Source organism: Aliihoeflea sp. 40Bstr573 (assembly GCF_024105655.1).
Taxonomy (GTDB): Bacteria; Pseudomonadota; Alphaproteobacteria; order Rhizobiales; family Rhizobiaceae; genus Aliihoeflea.
Window position 1 is genome coordinate 395,253 of the sequence record NZ_JAAAMH010000001.1, and the last position, 16,338, is coordinate 411,590.

The window sequence follows — 16,338 nt, forward strand, 5'->3', positions numbered from 1 at the left end:
CTCTCCCTCAGGCCTTGTAGGTGACGGCCTTCACGGCCTCGACGACCTCGGCGACGCTCGGCAAAGCGAGCTTTTCGAGATTGGCCGCATAGGGCATCGGCACGTCCTTGCCGGCGATGGTGATGATCGGCGCGTCCAGATGATCGAAGGCGCGCTGCATCACCTGGCTTGCAATGTGCGATCCGACGGAGGATTGCGGAAAGCCTTCCTCGACCGTGACGAGGCGGTTGGTCTTCTTCACGCTTTCGACCACCGTATCGAGGTCGATCGGGCGGATGGTCCGCAGATCGATGATCTCGACGTCGATCCCCTCGCCCGCCAGTTCCTCGGCGGCCTTGACCGCATAGGTCACGCCAATGCCGAAGGAGACGATGGTCGCGTCCTTGCCGGTCTTGTGGACACGGGCCTTGCCGATCGGCAGCACGAAATCGTCCATCTTCGGCACGTCGAACGTATGGCCGTAGAGGATCTCGTTCTCGAGGAAGATGACCGGGTTCGGGTCGCGGATGGCAGCCTTCAGGAGGCCTTTGGCGTCAGCCGCCGTATAGGGCATGACGACCTTGAGCCCCGGAATGTGACCGTACCAGGCGGCATAGCACTGCGAGTGCTGGGCGCCGACGCGGGCAGCCGCGCCGTTCGGTCCGCGAAAGACGATCGGCGCGCCCATCTGGCCGCCGGCCATGTAAAGCGTCTTGGCCGCCGAATTGACGAGATGGTCGATCGCCTGCATGGCGAAGTTGAACGTCATGAACTCGACGATGGGCTTCAGCCCCGCCATCGCCGCACCGACGCCAACGCCGGCAAAGCCGTGCTCCGTGATCGGCGTGTCGACGACGCGCCTGTCGCCAAACTCCTGCAAAAGCCCCTGCGTGATCTTGTAGGCGCCCTGATACTCGGCGACTTCCTCGCCCATGATGAAGACGTTCTCGTCACGGCGCATTTCCTCGGCCATCGCGTCGCGCAGCGCTTCGCGCACCGTGGTCGGCACCATTTCGGTGCCTTCGGGAATATCCGGATCGGCGGCAACATCCGCCTTGGGCGCGGCTGGAACGGATGCGGCATCCTTCTTGGCCGACGGCTCCTCGGTCGCCTGCTTGTCCTTGCCGCCGGCGGCGTCGGCCGTCTGCTCGGGCTCATCTGACGATTTGGCGGGCTTGTCCGACTTGCCGATATCGTCGGCGCTTTCGCCCTCTTCAAGCAACACGGCAATGGGCGTATTCACCTTCACGCCTTCGGTGCCGGCCGCGATCAGGATCTTGCCAAGCGTGCCTTCGTCCACGGCCTCGACTTCCATCGTCGCCTTGTCGGTCTCGATCTCGGCGATGACATCGCCGGCGACGACCTTGTCGCCTTCATTTTTCAGCCACTTGGCCAGGTTGCCCTCTTCCATGGTCGGGGAGAGCGCGGGCATCAGGATTTCAATCGGCATGGAGCGCGCTCCTCAAAGAAGAATGTCGGTGTAGAGCTCGGACGCATCCGGCTCCGGATCGTTCTGCGCGAACTCCGCCGAATCGGCGACGATTTCGCGAACCTCCTTGTCGATGGCCTTGAGTTCGTCCTCGCTCGCCCACTTCTTCTCCATAAGGCGCGCTTTCACCTGCTCGATCGGGTCGTGCTCGGAGCGCATCTTCTGCACTTCGTCCTTCGAGCGGTATTTCGCCGGGTCCGACATGGAGTGGCCGCGATAGCGATAGGTTTGCATTTCGAGGATGATCGGGCCGTTGCCGGCGCGCGCCCACTCGACCGCCATGTCGCCGGCAGCCTTGACCGCACGCACGTCCATGCCGTCGACCTGAATGCCGGGAATGTTGAATGAGGCGCCGCGCTGCGAAAAATCGGTCTGCGCAGAGGCGCGGGCGACCGAAGTGCCCATCGCGTAGCGGTTGTTCTCGATGATGTAGATGGACGGCAGCTTCCAGAGCGCGGCCATGTTGAAGCTCTCGTAGACCTGGCCCTGATTGGCCGCCCCGTCACCGAAATAGACCAGCGAGACGTTGTCATTGCCGCGATAGCGGTTGGCGAAGGCAAGGCCGGTCCCGAGCGAGACCTGGCCGCCCACGATGCCGTGGCCGCCGTAGAAGTTCTTCTCTTTCGAGAACATGTGCATGGAGCCGCCCTTGCCGCGCGAATAGCCGCTGCGGCGTCCGGTCAGTTCGGCCATGACGCCGCGCGGGGTCATGCCGGTCGACAGCATGTGGCCGTGGTCGCGATAGCCGGTGATGACCTGGTCGCCATCCTTCAGCGCCATCTGCATGCCGGTGACCACGGCCTCCTGGCCGATATAGAGGTGGCAGAACCCGCCGATGAAGCCCATGCCGTAAAGCTGGCCCGCCTTCTCCTCGAAGCGGCGGATGAGCAGCATGTCGCGATAGGCCTTGTGCTCCTCCTCCTTCGAAAACTCGGCCGGTGGCGGCATCTTGATCGCAGAAGTGGATTTGGCGTCGGACTTTGCGCGCGACGCCTTCTTGGCGGCTGTTGCCATGCCTTGGGTCTCCCAGAGCCTGTCTCTTGCGGACAACCGGAAATGCGGCACGCATTCCGGATATTGACCTTAGGCTAGCATGAGGCAATCGTTCCCGCTATGACGATTTCGCATAGCGGATATTCGCCGAAGTTGCTGAAAAAACAGTGGAATTGATCGATTAACCGAAACGAGGTTAATCACTGATCGAGATAGATGACGACCTCATCGTCGCGCACCAGATCAAGCGCCCGCCGCGCCTGTTCGTCGAGCATGTCGCGCTCGATGGAGCCATCATTGATGAGAACGAGCTTGGTTTCAAGCGCCTCTCGCTCAGCGACGAGCTGATCGAGTTCGGCCTGCAGGATCGAAACCCGCTCCTCCAGCCGATGCTTGGCTTCAATGCCATATGCGCCGTGGAAAGCGTGATAGCCGAAGTAGGCGAGAAAGGCCGACGCGATGACCGGGACGATCAGGCGGCCGGTGTTGCGCTGCTTGTGATGACGGGTCCACATGGGGCGATTCCTTGAATAGAACCATGTGAACCCGTCATACTTAATGGACGGTTACGAACCGCGTCCCGACCGTAGGATCGAGCGTCCAGCATAGCGCGCCGAACGGCCAAGCTCCTGCTCGATGCGCAGGAGCTGGTTGTACTTGGCGAGCCGGTCGGAGCGGGCGAGCGAGCCGGTCTTGATCTGCCCGCAGTTCGTCGCCACTGCGAGATCGGCGATGGTCGAATCTTCGGTCTCTCCCGAGCGGTGCGACATGACGGCGGTGTAGCCGGCCTTGTGTGCCGTCTCGACCGCGTCGAGCGTTTCCGACAGCGAGCCGATCTGGTTGACCTTGACGAGGATGGAATTGGCGACGCCCATCCGGATGCCGTCCTTGAGACGGGCGGAGTTGGTGACGAAGAGATCGTCGCCGACGAGTTGGACCTTGCCGCCGACGAGGTCTGTCAGCGCCTTCCAGCCGTCCCAGTCGTCCTCGCCCATGCCGTCCTCGATCGAGATGATCGGATAGGCATCGCACAACTTGGCGAGATATTCGGCCTGGGCTTGGCCCTCGCGCTTCGTGCCCTCGCCCTCATAGTCGTAGACGCCGTTCTTGAAGAACTCGGTCGCCGCGCAATCGAGCGCGAGCGCTACCTCTTCACCCGGCTTGAAGCCGGCCTTCTCGATCGACTTCGTCACGAAGTCGAGCGCGTCCTCCGCGCTCTTCAGGTTCGGCGCAAAGCCTCCCTCGTCCCCGACATTGGTGTTGTGGCCGGCCTGCTTCAAATCCTTCTTCAGCGTATGGAAGATTTCCGCACCCCAGCGCAGCCCCTCGCGGAAGCTCTCCGCGCCCAGCGGCATGATCATGAACTCCTGGAAGTCGATCGGATTGTCGGCATGGGCGCCGCCATTGATGATGTTCATCATCGGCACGGGCAGCACGTGCGCGCTGGTGCCTCCGACGTAGCGGTAGAGCGGCAGCCCGGCCGACTGAGCGGCGGCCTTGGCGACGGCAAGCGAGACCCCGAGAATCGCGTTGGCACCAAGCCGGGCCTTGTTCGGCGTACCGTCCAGATCGATCATGGTACGGTCGATATGAAGCTGGTTCTCAGCCTCCATGCCGCCGATCGCCTCGAAGATCTCGCCATTGGCGGCTTCGACTGCGCTCTCGACGCCCTTACCCAGGTAGCGCGACCCGCCATCACGCAACTCGACTGCCTCATGCGCGCCGGTCGAGGCGCCCGACGGGACCGCCGCGCGACCAAAGGCGCCGTCTTCGAGCGTGACATCGACCTCCACGGTTGGGTTGCCACGGCTGTCGAGGATTTCGCGGGCCGTGATGTCGATGATAGCGGTCATGGCAGAGGCACCTTTGGCTGGGGATGGTGCCGGTTTCTTACCGAAAGGCTGCGAAAAGGCAATGACATGGCGCGAAAGGCAGGCATATATCCGGCCCGATTTGCAGGGACCGGAGCCGATGAAGTCGTTCGTCATAAATCTGGATCGCGCGCCCGAACGGCTCGCCCATCTGAACGTCACATTCGGCCGGCATGGTCTCTCCTTTACCCGCATGGCGGCGGTCGATGCGAAGCTCCTGACCCCTCGGGAAGTTGCGGAGCGGTGCACACCCGATGCCAAGCTCGGCGTCAGCGAGCTTGCCTGTTTTCTGAGCCATCGCAAGTGCTGGCAAGCCATCGTGGACCTTGCCATCCCGCATGCCGTCATCTTCGAGGACGACGTGCTCCTGGGCAAGGATGCGGCCGAAATACTGAACCAGTCTGACTGGATCCCGCCACAGGCGGCACTGATCAAGCTGGAAACCAATGCCCGCCCGACGATCGTGGAAAAGGCGATCGAAGGGAGCTCGGCAGGCAGAAGCCTCAGGCGCCTGCGCGGGCCGCACTTCAATGCCGGCGCTTATGTCGTCAGCCGGGATGGTGCCCTGGCGCTGCTGGCGGCCAGCGAGCGGGTCGACCGGCCCGTCGACCTCTTTTTGTTTGACGAAAGTGGTCTCGACCGTCTTGCGACCTACCAGCTCGCGCCCGCGCTGTGCATTCAGCCCTTCGTCGCCCGGCGGCTCGATCTCGAGCATGGCGATCCCACGTTGATGGCCAGCGCCGTCGACGAAGACCGCAAAGCGCGCCGCCCGCGCGGCTTGAAGCGCGTCGGCCACAAGTTGCGCCGGCTTGCGGAAAACGTACGCGTGACGTTACGCGGCGTCGGCTGTCGGCTCGGACACCGGCACGAATGGGGTCCGGTACCGTTCATATAAAAAGGCCCCGCAATGCGGGGCCTTCAAAGACGATCTCTATCGGTCAGTACCAGTAGGGCTGAACCTTGTAATAGTCGTACGACGCATCGCGCGCGGCCTTGCCGTCCGAGCCCGTCAGCTCGTCGATATCGTGCGAGGGCGCGGCCTCAAGCTGCTCGCGCGTGAACGGCACGACATAACCTTCCTGGTTCTTCTCGTAGTCGAGGGCCGACCACGGGATGGCGTGATACTTCTCGCCAATGCCGAGGAACCCGCCAAAGCCGATCACGGCGAACATGATGTTGTTGGAGGTCTTGTCCAGCATCACATCCTCGATGGAGCCGATATGCTGACCCTCGGTGTTGTAGACGTTGGTGCCGATGACACGCGATGCGCGAATGGCTTGGGTATGGCCTGTTGCGGTGCTCATCTGGGGTGCTCCCGGAGTTGTTTCCTGTCGAGCACCCAACCGTTCAGTGCGGCGAATGTTCCGCCGACTTGGCGATGCGGTCCAAGGCAACCAGGCGCGCCAGAAGCGCTTCCAGGCGGTCGATCGGGACCATGTTCGGCCCATCGGAGGGCGCGTGGTCGGGGTCCTGGTGGGTCTCGATGAAGACACCTGCAACGCCCACCGCGACGGCCGCACGCGCAAGCGTTTCGACAAAGCGACGCTCGCCGCCCGACGATCCGCCCTGCCCGCCCGGCTGCTGTACCGAGTGGGTCGCGTCGAAGATCACCGGCGCACCCGTCTCGGCCATGATCGGCAGTGAGCGCATGTCGGAGACGAGCGTGTTGTAGCCGAAGGATGCGCCGCGCTCGGTAAGCAGCACATTGGGGTTGCCCGATTCGGTCACTTTGGCGACGACGTTCTTCATGTCCCAGGGTGCGAGGAACTGGCCCTTCTTGACGTTGACGACCTTGCCCGTGTGGGCGGCGGCGATCAGGAGATCGGTCTGCCGCGAGAGGAAGGCGGGAATCTGCAGAATGTCGACCACGTCGGCGACGATGCCACACTGCTCTTCCGTATGGACGTCGGTGAGGACGGGAAAGCCGAACTCGCGCTTCAAATCCGCAAAGACCGGCAGCGCCGCGTCGAGGCCCGCGCCGCGCGTTCCCTTCAGTGACGTCCGGTTCGCCTTGTCGAAGGATGACTTGTAGACGAGGCCGAGGCCGAGCCTGTCGGCAATCTCCTTCAATCGGCCTGCCATGTCGAAGGCATGGTCGCGGCTTTCGAGCTGGCACGGGCCCGCGATCAGAACGAAGGGCGCGTCGTTGGCAAAGGCGACGTTGCCGACGGAGACGGTCGCGTTGGGGCGGGTCATGATCTGTCCTCGAACGTGAAAATTGCACCCTGTCCCGGTGCTGGCCGAACCGTCAGGCGCCCGGCCTCGCGCTCGCACCGGACACTCCCGGCGGCAAGGGCATCGGCCGTGGCATCGATATCCGAAACGGCGAAATGGATGGCGGAAAGGCGCAGCGCCCCATTGCCCGGCTCGACTGCCAGTCGCGCTTTGCCGAGACGCGCGGAAAGTCCGCCATTCGCCGGGTCAACAGGGCCGTTGGCGAGCGTGGAGAGAAACGCTTCATATGCGAGCGGATCGGCCGCGGTCATCGTCACGCCCGCAATGCCCGTAACGCCGTTGCGATGCGTTTCGAGCGCGGCGCGCCCCGTTGCGGCTGGTGCGTCGATCCGCTGGCAGGTGAAAAAATAGGCGGCGTCGCTGGCAGGCTCCGCGGCGAAGGCGAGCCGAAACGAGACCGTGCCGGACCGCCCCGACGGGTCGACGAAGGCACGCGAGAAATCCAGGATGGGGCCGGCAGAAACGCCCGCTTCGATGAAACCGGCATGGTCCGCCTTCGCATCGTCCGTCTTGAAGACGACCGCGGAAAAGCCATTGTCGCCGGCACACTGCCGGTAGAGCGCGTCGCGCCCGACGAAGACGTTCCGCTTCTCGATCGCATCGGCGACCTTTGCCATAGCGCCGATCGCGAGCGGCTCCAGAAAGGTGTCGTCCGCGAAATAGACGCAGGCATTTATGGTGCCGAACGGATGTGTGCCCTGCGGAGCGACAGTGAAGCCGAGCGCCTGATAGCGCGCGCGGACGAGTTCAAGGTCGGGCACGGGCAGGACGCAATGATCGAGAAGTCGCGGCGTTCTTGTCATCGGGGCGGTTTGCCCCAAAGAGCCGGGAGGCGCAAGCTCAAGGCGCAGGCGTCTCCAAAGGTGCGGCTTCCGCCGTGCCGCCGACGAGATCGGGGAAGAGCTCCGGCAGGCTGAACTGATCGAGGAAGCCCGTCACCTTCTCCCATGCGCCATAGGCGAACATATCGTCGTGGCCCGCCTCCTTGAAGATGTACAGGGAGGCGAATTTCTCGTTTAGTGCCGCCAGCTTTTCGGCAAAGGACGCGGGCGTGATGCCATCCTGTCCCCCGGCAAGAAGCAGGATCGGCACGTCGATCTCGCTGATGCGCGAGCGCGTGTCGAATTGGGTTCGCACCAGCCAGACGGGCGCCCTGCCTGCCTGCTGGCGCACCGCGTCGGCGAAGGTGGTGAACGGCGCTTCGAGGATCAATGCACGCGGCCGGGACTGCGCGGCGGCGTAGCTGGCGATGCCGGTGCCCATCGAATAGCCGTAGAGAATCGTGCCGTCAGGCGCCATGTCCTCGACCGCGAGCTTTGCAATCAGACCCGCCGCGTCCCGATAAAGATGCGTTTCGCTCGGCCTGCCCGGATTGCCACCATAGCCACGATAGCCGGCGAGGAGCAGGCCGTAGCCGTCCTCGGCAAGATCGAACAGATGGCTCGGCTTCTTCACGAGATCGCCGATCCGGCCAGGGAAATAGACGATGACGGGGCGTCCCGGCGCCGGGGCGCGATACCAGCTTCGAAGCGTCAGCCCGTCCTGCGTTGCGTAGTCAAAAGGGTGCAGCTTGGCGTCGCTGTCGAGTTGCAGCACGCTCAACACCAGCCGTTCGCGAAAGAGGATCAGTTCCGGCACGGTTTGCATCGCCAAGGTGGCGGAACCGACAAGTCCAATGACGATTGCGGTCGCGATCATGCGTGGGAACTTCATCCAAACCATGCAGGCAAATGTGTCCCTTGCGAAAAAATTGGCTGCTCCACATCGAGAGCAGCCAAACATGACCGCAATTTGTTACACATCTGTCACATTGTGTGAAGTGAATGCGACCGATCGACTCAGACGAGCCGGCTTTGTTCGACCGCCGCCTCGATGAAGGAGGCGAAGAGCGGGTGCGGCTCGAATGGCCGCGACTTCAGTTCGGGGTGATACTGCACGCCGATGAACCAGGGGTGGTCGGCATATTCGATCGTCTCGGGCAGTATGCCATCCGGCGACATGCCGGAGAAGACAAGGCCGCTTTCCTCCAGCCGTTCCTTGTAGTCGACATTGACCTCGTAACGGTGGCGATGGCGCTCGGAAATCTCGGTCGAACCATAGATGTCGGCGATCCGCGTACCTTCCTTCAGCGCTGCCTTGTAGGCGCCAAGGCGCATCGTGCCGCCCAGATCGCCAGCCGCCTGACGCTTTTCGAGCATATTTCCCTTCAGCCATTCGGTCATCAGGCCGACGACGGGTTCCTTGGCGGGACCGAACTCGGTCGAGGAGGCCTCCTCGATACCGGCGAGCGAGCGCGCCGCCTCGATGCACGCCATCTGCATGCCGAAGCAGATGCCAAAATACGGTACCTTGCGCTCGCGGGCGAATTTGGCCGCCAGGATCTTGCCTTCCGCACCGCGCTCGCCGAAGCCGCCAGGCACGAGGATGCCGTGCACCTTTTCAAGGAACGGCGCAGGATCCTCCTTCTCGAAGATCTCCGATTCGATCCAGTCGAGATTCACCTTGACGCGATTGGCCAGTCCGCCGTGCGACAGCGCCTCGATCAACGACTTATAGGCGTCCTTGAGGCCGGTATACTTGCCGACAACGGCAATCGTGACTTCGCCTTCGGGATTGTGCAGGCGGCTTGAGACCTCCTGCCAGCGCTCCATGCGAGGCTTGGGCGCCGGGTCGATTCCGAAAGCGGCAAGCACTTCCGAATCAAGCCCTTCGGCGTGATAGGCCATCGGCACGTCGTAGATGTGCGCCACGTCCAGCGCCTGGATGACCGCCGTTTCACGCACATTGCAAAACAGCGAGAGCTTGCGACGCTCCTCGGCCGGAATTGACCTGTCCGCGCGCACGAGCAGGATGTCGGGCGCGATGCCGATGGATCTCAACTCCTTCACGGAATGCTGGGTCGGCTTGGTCTTGAGTTCGCCCGCCGCCGGAATCCAGGGCATCAGAGTCAGGTGGATATAGACCGCCTGCCCGCGCGGCAGGTCGTTGCCGAGTTGGCGGATCGCCTCGAGGAAAGGCATCGCCTCGATGTCGCCCACCGTGCCGCCGATCTCGCAGAGGACGAAATCGTAGTCCTCGTTGCCTTCGAGGACGAAATTCTTGATCTCGTCGGTCACATGCGGAATGACCTGCACGGTCGCGCCAAGATAATCGCCGCGCCGCTCGCGCTCGATGATGTTCTTGTAGATCCGGCCGGTGGTGATGTTGTCCTGCTGGTTGGCTGAACGCCCGGTGAAGCGTTCATAGTGACCGAGATCGAGATCGGTCTCCGCGCCGTCGTCGGTGACGAACACCTCGCCATGCTGATAGGGCGACATCGTGCCCGGATCGACATTGAGATAGGGATCGAGCTTGCGCAGTCTCACCCGATAACCACGGGCCTGCAGAAGGGCGGCGAGTGCCGCTGCTGCAATGCCTTTGCCAAGGGAGGAGACCACGCCGCCGGTGATGAATACATATCGCGCCATGGGAGTCGGTGCTTACCGTCACAAATGAAAATGCGCCAGCCAAAAATCTTCGGCCGGCGCATTTTTGGGGTGGAAGATCAGTTCAGAGGACGACGACCTGTGCGCCGACCCTGACCCGCGAATAGAGATCCATGACGTGCTCGTTGATCATGCGGAAGCAGCCATTCGATGAGGCGCTGCCGATGCTCTCGGGCTGGTTGGTGCCATGGATGCGCACATGCGTATCGACCTTGTCCTGATGCAGGTAGATCGCGCGCGCGCCGAGCGGATTTTCCGGCCCGCCATTCATGCCGTCCTTGTACTTGCCGTATTTGGCCGGCTCGCGCTCCTGCATGGCGAGCGTTGGAAACCAGCGCGGCCATTCCTGCTTGTCGCCGACGACGGCGGTGCCCTTGAACTCCAGTCCATCCTTGCCGACGGCGATCGCGTAGCGGCGCGCCGAGCGTCGATCCTCGACTAGGTAAAGAACGCGGGCCTGCGGATCGATCACGATCGTTCCCGGCTCATAACCGGAGAATGGGACGACGGCCGGCATCTGTTCGGGCTTCGGCGTGAATTTGCGGACCTTCTCGCGCTCGCCGAGCACTTCGTCGAGCGCGCGCGTCTCGGGGAGAAGTTCAGTCTCCATCGGGCGCATGAACCCGGTCGACACCTGCCGTGTCGACCTCAGTTCGCCAACATTGCCTTCAGTGCGGACGGTGGCGATGTCCTGAACGGGCAGAGCAGGAGCGGGCGCGGCCACACGCGCCGGCTGCGGCTTCGCGACCTGGCGCGGTGCCACGGTCGGCGCCTTCTCCTGCGGAAACACGAACACCGGCGGCGGCTCCTGCGACCACGACTGGGTTGCGAAACAGGCAAGGCAAATTGCCAGAGCGAGACGCTGGATCATGTGGAAAGCCCCTTGGCGCCTCACGCGCCCATGCGTCCACGAAACGATGTGAACGCCATCACATATCAAAACCGGCCCACGATCCTCAAGAGTTGCGAGGCCTTCGATGCTGCGTCGCAAACGAAATCGGGCGGCTGTGGTCGCAAGAACACAGCCGCCCGAAGAGCAAACTCAAGACGCGAATCAGTTGCCGGTCGGAACCTGATCCTCATTGGTCGGTGCGGCCGGAGCCGCGTCCGCATCCGTTTCAGGCGCAGCCGGCGCTTCTTCGGTTGTCGCCGCTGCGGGCTCATCGTCAGCGGGCGCCGTGGGCTCTGTCGGTTCCGTCGTCGCGGCTGGCTCCTCGGCGGGTGCAACGGGCACGGCCGGTGCGGCGCCGTCGTCGGACGAAGGGGCTGCGGGCGCCGCAGGCGCGCTCGGGACGTCGTCGCCGCCGAGCTGGTCGAGCACGCCGCCCGAGCCGGAGGGTGCTTGCTGGCCTTCCTGCTGCGCCGGAATGCGGTCGAGAAAATCGGTCGGCTGCTCGCCATAGCGGGCCAGCAGCGACAGCGCGAGCGAGGTGCCAAAGAAGACCGCCGCCAGAATGCCGGTAGCCCGCGTCAGCGGATTGCCCGTACCGCGCGCGGCGAAATTGCCGCCGGCCCCACCGCCAATGCCGAGGCCGCCACCTTCGGAGCGCTGCAGCAGCACGACGGCCACGAGCGCCAGAACGACGAGCAAATGGATGACGATGAGGATGGTTTGCATAAGAAAATCCGGGTGATCTGTTCTATCCCGCGAAAGGTTACGCGGGGCGACGCGGCTCAATACACGGCTTCAGCCGCCATTCCAAGCCCTATATGGCGGGCGCAAACCCCTGACTTCAAGGCTGGAGCGCCGTTTGCAGCCCGAAACCCTGCATCAGGCGGCTGACTGCAAAATCGGTCCTGCCCGAGGTGAAGATGGCATGGTCGGGAACGTCTCGCCCACCGCTGCCTGCCGGCTTGTCCTCCAGAAGCGCCAGAACTCGCCGCGCGATCGCTTCGGCCGGGTCGAGCCAGTCGACCGGCCAGGGCGCAAGCCGCCGGAACACGTTCGCCAGAAACGGATAGTGCGTGCAGGCGAGAACGACGATGTCGGTGCGCCTTCCTTCCTGCGAGATGAAGCATGGCTCGATCTCGGCGCGGATGGCATCCGTATCGATGGCTTCGCCACGGATATGCGCCTCGGCGAAGCGTGCCAGCGATTGGCTGCCGACCAACCGCACATGGCACTTGGTCGCGAATGACTGGATCAGGTTGCGCGTATAGGCGCGTTTGACCGTGCCGGGCGTCGCCAGCACTGAGATCAGGCCGGATCGCGTGCGCTCCGCCGCTGGCTTGATCGCGGGTACCGTTCCCACGAAAGGCGTCGAGGGGTAGGAAGCGCGCAGGTCCTCCAGCACCAGCGTCGAAGCGGTATTGCAGGGAATGGCAAAGACCAGTGGTTCGTGTTCGGCAATGAACTTTCCGGCCAGCTCAACGATGCGCGCCTTGAGCGCCTCCTCCTCCCAGTCACCATAGGGAAACGCCGCGTCATCGGCGACGTAGACGAACCGCCGGTCGGGCATCAGCACCCGTGCTTCGCGCAGGACGGTGAGGCCGCCGATCCCTGAATCGAAGAGGATGATCGGCCGGTCAGCCATCCGCGTCTCCAGGTTCGCGCCCTTGCGCGTCGGCTTCGGCCTTGCGCTCGGGATATCCGGCGCCGCGCGGCTGCTTCGGCGAATAGTAGTCGAGCGAATTCAGGACGCCGCGCAGGGCCTTGATCTCGGCGACGCTGAAGCCCGGCCGGGTCAGAACCGCGCGCAGGGCATCGACCATGCGGGGCTTCTTGGCGGCAGGGCGAAAATAGCCGCGCGCGTCGAGCGCCGATTCGAGATGATCGAAAAAGCCGGCGAAGATCGCCTTCGGCGCCTGTTCGATGACGGGACCCGAGAACGGCACCTGCTCGGTTTCGGAGCCGCTTTTCATCCACTCGTACGACATCAAGAGCACCGCTTGCGCGATGTTCAACGAGGCGAAGGCGGGGTTGACCGGGAAAGTGACGATCTCGTCGGCGAGCGCCACCTCTTCATTGTTGAGGCCGAAGCGCTCGCGCCCGAAGAGAATGCCGATCCCCTCGCCTGCGCGATACCTTCGGCGCAGTTCGCCTGCCGCCGAGACCGGTCCGCGCACCGGCTTGAAGCCGTCGCGCTCGCGCGCTGTCGTGGCGAGGACGTAGTTGAGGTCCCCGATCGCTTCGGCGAGCGTGTCGAACACGCGCACCTTGTCGATCACATGGTCTGCCTTGCTGGCGGCCGCGCGTGCCTTCTCGTTCGGCCAACCATCGCGCGGGTTGACGAGGCGCAACTCGGCGAGCCCGAAATTCGCCATGGCGCGGGCGACCATGCCGATATTCTCGCCAAGCTGCGGCTCGACGAGGATGATTGCAGGACCTTCCTGGATGAGCGTTCGGTCGCGGTCTGTGCCTGCCATGTCGTTTCCGTCTGAAAATGGAAGATGACAACTGGCACAGGCACGGAAAAAACGGAACAGGCCTCAGCCCACGAAGTCGCGGATGGCGTTCGCCACTGCCTGCGGCTGCTCATGCAGGATCCAGTGCCCGCTGTCTGCAAACCGCCTGACGGTCAGGTAAGGCGCATAGTCGCCAAGACCTTCGATCGTCGCCGGCCGAAGCGCCTCGTCCGCCTCGCCCCAAAGCAAAAGATGCGGCATTCGGACGAGGAAGGCTTCGCGCGGCATGTCGTCGATGGGCGATGCGGTCGCCGGCTCACCGACACCGGGAACCGCGATCGGCGAGGCACGATACCAGTTGAGCATTCCGGTCATCGCGCCGGGCCGGCTCCACGCTTCAAGATAACGCGCGCGCTCATCGCCTAACATCCAGTCCGTCTTCGAAAACCCGGACAACATGTTGAACGTGCGCCGATAATCATCCTCGGCCATGCGCGCCTCGGCGCCATCTGCCCGCAGGCAGTTCATGTATTGGCTGGCCTGACGCTGCTCCTTGTCGTTCGAGATTGCGCGTTGGAAAAGCGCCGGGTGCACGCCGTTCGCGATGACGAGATGCGACAGGCGATCCGGATGCGAGAACGCGTATGCGTAGGCGATCGACGCGCCCCAGTCGTGGCCGGCGAGCACGAAGGGCCGATCCGGCGACAGATGATCCGCGAGAGCGACGAGATCCGCGACGACGTGCTTCGAGCGGTAGGCATCGACGCCCTGCGGCTTGTCGGACAGGTTGAAGCCGCGCTGGTCGGGCGCAACGACATGGAAGTCTCCGGCAAGCGTTCGCATGACGCCTTCCCATGCAGCCCAATATTCAGGAAAGCCGTGCAGACAGATGATCAGCGGGCGAGCCGGATCGCCCATCTCGGCGACATTGAGTGAAACCTGGCCCGTATCGAACCGGAAAAAACGCGCGTCGCCGCTCATTCGCATCTCCTCGCGACAAGGCCAAAGCCTTGTGCCCGTTCGGCTTTGCCTTCCGGGCACACAATGCTATAGGGGCCGCAAATTCCCGGGCGCGACCGGCTCAGGTCGCACCTTCTCCCAACAGACAGCGAGGCATTTCTCATGGCGAAGATCAAGGTGGCAAATCCGGTCGTCGAACTCGACGGCGACGAGATGACGCGGATCATCTGGCACCTCATCAAGGACAAGCTGATCCACCCCTACCTTGATATCGACCTGGAATACTACGATCTCGGCATGGAAAACCGCGACGCCACCGACGACCAGGTGACGATCGACGCGGCCGAGGCGATCAAGAAGCACGGCGTCGGTGTCAAGTGCGCCACCATCACCCCGGACGAAGCCCGCGTCGAGGAATTCGGGCTCAAGAAGATGTGGCGCTCGCCCAACGGAACGATCCGCAACATCCTCGGCGGCACGATCTTCCGCGAGCCGATCATCATGAAGAACGTGCCGCGCCTCGTCCCGGGCTGGACCCAGCCGATCATCGTCGGCCGCCATGCCTTCGGCGACCAGTACCGCGCGACGGACTTCAAGTTCCCCGGCGCTGGCAAGCTGACGATCAAGTTCGTCGGCGAGGACGGTCAGGTCATCGAGCACGAAGTTTTCGATGCGCCCGGTTCGGGCGTCGCGATGGCGATGTACAACCTCGACGATTCGATCCGCGAATTCGCCCGCGCATCGCTGAACTACGGTCTGCTGCGCGGCTACCCGGTCTATCTGTCCACCAAGAACACGATCCTCAAGGCCTATGACGGCCGCTTCAAGGACATCTTCCAGGAGGTCTACGAGACCGAGTTCCTGGAGAAGTTCAAGGAAAAGAAGATCACCTACGAGCACCGCCTGATCGACGACATGGTCGCAGCTTCGCTCAAGTGGTCGGGCGGTTATGTGTGGGCCTGCAAGAACTATGACGGCGACGTCCAGTCCGATACCGTCGCGCAGGGCTTCGGCTCGCTCGGCCTGATGACCTCCGTCCTGATGACGCCGGACGGCAAGACAGTGGAAGCGGAAGCCGCGCACGGCACCGTGACGCGCCACTACCGCCAGCATGAGAAGGGCCAGGAGACCTCGACGAACTCGATCGCGTCGATCTTCGCCTGGACGCGCGGTCTCGCGCATCGCGCCAAGCTCGACGACAATGAAGAGTTGAAGAACTTCGCCGAGACGCTGGAGCGCGTCTGCATCGAGACCGTCGAATCCGGCCACATGACCAAGGATCTCGCGCTCCTGATCGGCGCCGACCAGCCCTGGCTGTCGACGACCGGCTTCCTCGACAAGGTCGACGAGAACCTGAAGAAGGCGATGTCGGCCTGATCGTCCAGTAGTCTTGATGCGCACGAGGGCGGCTTCGGCCGCCCTTCTTTTTTGTCGCAGCGTCGACGGCGAACCAATGTGCTTCTCGCGCATTGGGAGTTGATATCAACTCGAAGGAGCAACTCCATGTTCGCCAAGACCATTTCCCTCGCCCTTCTTTCCTCTGCGCTGCTGGCCGGGTCCGCTTTCGCCCAGACCGCGTGGGTCGAGATCGAAGACAACGTGCAGGTCTCCGCCTTCAACGCGACTGTCGACCAGATCGATGACTGGGACGTCTATGCGGGCGGCGAGGTGGTTGGAGAAGTCGAGGAGGTCGTGGGAACCGAAGCCGGCACCGCCTCCGCGCTGGTTGTCGACTTTGAAGGCAATGGCGGCTTTGCCGACCAGGACGTCGTCATCCCGCTCGACCATTTCACCTGGGAGAACGACCAGCTCGTCCTCAACGCCGACGCCGCCGCCGTCGGTGAGATGGAAGTCTGGAACGACTGATCCGCGGCAATCGTGTAACGGCCGCAAGCTGCTCATGCTTTCTGGCATGTAAGACCAGCCCCGCCGATCGTCGGCGGGGATTTTCGCATTGACCGCCGGGATGAAGCGACAAACG

At 63.2% G+C, this 16,338-nt stretch carries 17 protein-coding genes; 3 read left to right on the forward strand and 14 right to left on the reverse strand.

The features are described from left to right. Positions 1-7 precede the first annotated feature (7 nt). From GTK01_RS01875 to eno, 4 genes are all read right to left on the reverse strand, one after another. The gene (locus tag GTK01_RS01875) at positions 8-1,429 is read right to left on the reverse strand and encodes a pyruvate dehydrogenase complex E1 component subunit beta (protein ID WP_252924148.1); all 1,422 of its coding nucleotides are present in this window, start codon (positions 1,427-1,429) and stop codon (positions 8-10) included. A gap of 12 nt (positions 1,430-1,441) precedes the next feature. Continuing rightward, positions 1,442-2,482, reverse strand: a complete 1,041-nt coding sequence (gene pdhA / locus GTK01_RS01880; RefSeq protein WP_252924149.1) for a pyruvate dehydrogenase (acetyl-transferring) E1 component subunit alpha — start codon at positions 2,480-2,482, stop codon at positions 1,442-1,444. Between the two features lie 179 nt (positions 2,483-2,661). Beyond that, positions 2,662-2,976 carry a septum formation initiator family protein gene (locus tag GTK01_RS01885; protein ID WP_252924150.1) on the reverse strand — a complete coding sequence of 105 codons (315 nt, stop codon included), beginning with the start codon at positions 2,974-2,976 and terminating at the stop codon, positions 2,662-2,664. 51 nt (positions 2,977-3,027) lie between these two features. Further along, the gene (gene eno / locus GTK01_RS01890) at positions 3,028-4,314 is read right to left on the reverse strand and encodes a phosphopyruvate hydratase (RefSeq protein ID WP_252924151.1); all 1,287 of its coding nucleotides are present in this window, start codon (positions 4,312-4,314) and stop codon (positions 3,028-3,030) included. Positions 4,315-4,375: 61 nt separating this feature from the next. Between eno and GTK01_RS01895 the strand changes: the two genes are divergently transcribed. After that, positions 4,376-5,227, forward strand: a complete 852-nt coding sequence (locus GTK01_RS01895; RefSeq protein ID WP_252924152.1) for a glycosyltransferase family 25 protein — start codon at positions 4,376-4,378, stop codon at positions 5,225-5,227. A gap of 43 nt (positions 5,228-5,270) precedes the next feature. On the opposite strand, the gene GTK01_RS01900 is transcribed toward GTK01_RS01895, so the two are convergent. The 10 genes from GTK01_RS01900 to GTK01_RS01945 form a co-directional block, all read right to left on the reverse strand. Then, on the reverse strand, positions 5,271-5,636 hold the full coding sequence (locus tag GTK01_RS01900) for a PRC-barrel domain-containing protein (RefSeq protein WP_252924153.1): 366 nt from the start codon (positions 5,634-5,636) through the stop codon (positions 5,271-5,273). A gap of 43 nt (positions 5,637-5,679) precedes the next feature. Beyond that, positions 5,680-6,528, reverse strand: a complete 849-nt coding sequence (gene kdsA / locus GTK01_RS01905; protein WP_252924154.1) for a 3-deoxy-8-phosphooctulonate synthase — start codon at positions 6,526-6,528, stop codon at positions 5,680-5,682. Further along, the gene (locus GTK01_RS01910; RefSeq protein ID WP_252924155.1) at positions 6,525-7,370 is read right to left on the reverse strand and encodes a VOC family protein; all 846 of its coding nucleotides are present in this window, start codon (positions 7,368-7,370) and stop codon (positions 6,525-6,527) included. The genes kdsA and GTK01_RS01910 overlap by 4 nt, the downstream gene beginning before the upstream one ends. Before the next feature lie 37 nt (positions 7,371-7,407). Continuing rightward, positions 7,408-8,265, reverse strand: a complete 858-nt coding sequence (locus GTK01_RS01915; protein WP_252924156.1) for an alpha/beta hydrolase — start codon at positions 8,263-8,265, stop codon at positions 7,408-7,410. A 140-nt stretch (positions 8,266-8,405) separates the two neighbouring features. After that, positions 8,406-10,034, reverse strand: a complete 1,629-nt coding sequence (locus GTK01_RS01920; RefSeq protein ID WP_252924157.1) for a CTP synthase — start codon at positions 10,032-10,034, stop codon at positions 8,406-8,408. A gap of 82 nt (positions 10,035-10,116) precedes the next feature. Continuing rightward, the gene (locus GTK01_RS01925; protein ID WP_371924239.1) at positions 10,117-10,923 is read right to left on the reverse strand and encodes a L,D-transpeptidase; all 807 of its coding nucleotides are present in this window, start codon (positions 10,921-10,923) and stop codon (positions 10,117-10,119) included. Positions 10,924-11,106: 183 nt separating this feature from the next. Beyond that, positions 11,107-11,670 (reverse strand): preprotein translocase subunit SecG, encoded by a 564-nt coding sequence (secG, locus tag GTK01_RS01930; protein ID WP_252924158.1) that lies wholly within the window; start codon positions 11,668-11,670, stop codon positions 11,107-11,109. Between the two features lie 115 nt (positions 11,671-11,785). Next, positions 11,786-12,586 carry a glutamate racemase gene (gene murI / locus GTK01_RS01935; RefSeq protein WP_252924159.1) on the reverse strand — a complete coding sequence of 267 codons (801 nt, stop codon included), beginning with the start codon at positions 12,584-12,586 and terminating at the stop codon, positions 11,786-11,788. Further along, positions 12,579-13,418 (reverse strand): RNA methyltransferase, encoded by an 840-nt coding sequence (locus tag GTK01_RS01940; RefSeq protein ID WP_252924160.1) that lies wholly within the window; start codon positions 13,416-13,418, stop codon positions 12,579-12,581. The genes murI and GTK01_RS01940 overlap by 8 nt, the downstream gene beginning before the upstream one ends. 63 nt (positions 13,419-13,481) lie before the next feature. Beyond that, a complete protein-coding gene (locus GTK01_RS01945) occupies positions 13,482-14,378 on the reverse strand; it encodes an alpha/beta fold hydrolase (protein WP_252924161.1) in 897 nt (298 codons plus the stop codon). 141 nt (positions 14,379-14,519) lie between these two features. Between GTK01_RS01945 and GTK01_RS01950 the strand changes: the two genes are divergently transcribed. Both GTK01_RS01950 and GTK01_RS01955 read left to right on the forward strand, forming a co-directional pair. After that, positions 14,520-15,734, forward strand: coding sequence for an NADP-dependent isocitrate dehydrogenase (locus tag GTK01_RS01950; RefSeq protein WP_252924162.1), 1,215 nt, complete (start codon positions 14,520-14,522; stop codon positions 15,732-15,734). A gap of 126 nt (positions 15,735-15,860) precedes the next feature. Next, complete coding sequence (locus GTK01_RS01955) at positions 15,861-16,223, forward strand: PRC-barrel domain-containing protein (protein ID WP_252924163.1); 363 nt, start codon at positions 15,861-15,863, stop codon at positions 16,221-16,223. Positions 16,224-16,338 lie beyond the last annotated feature (115 nt).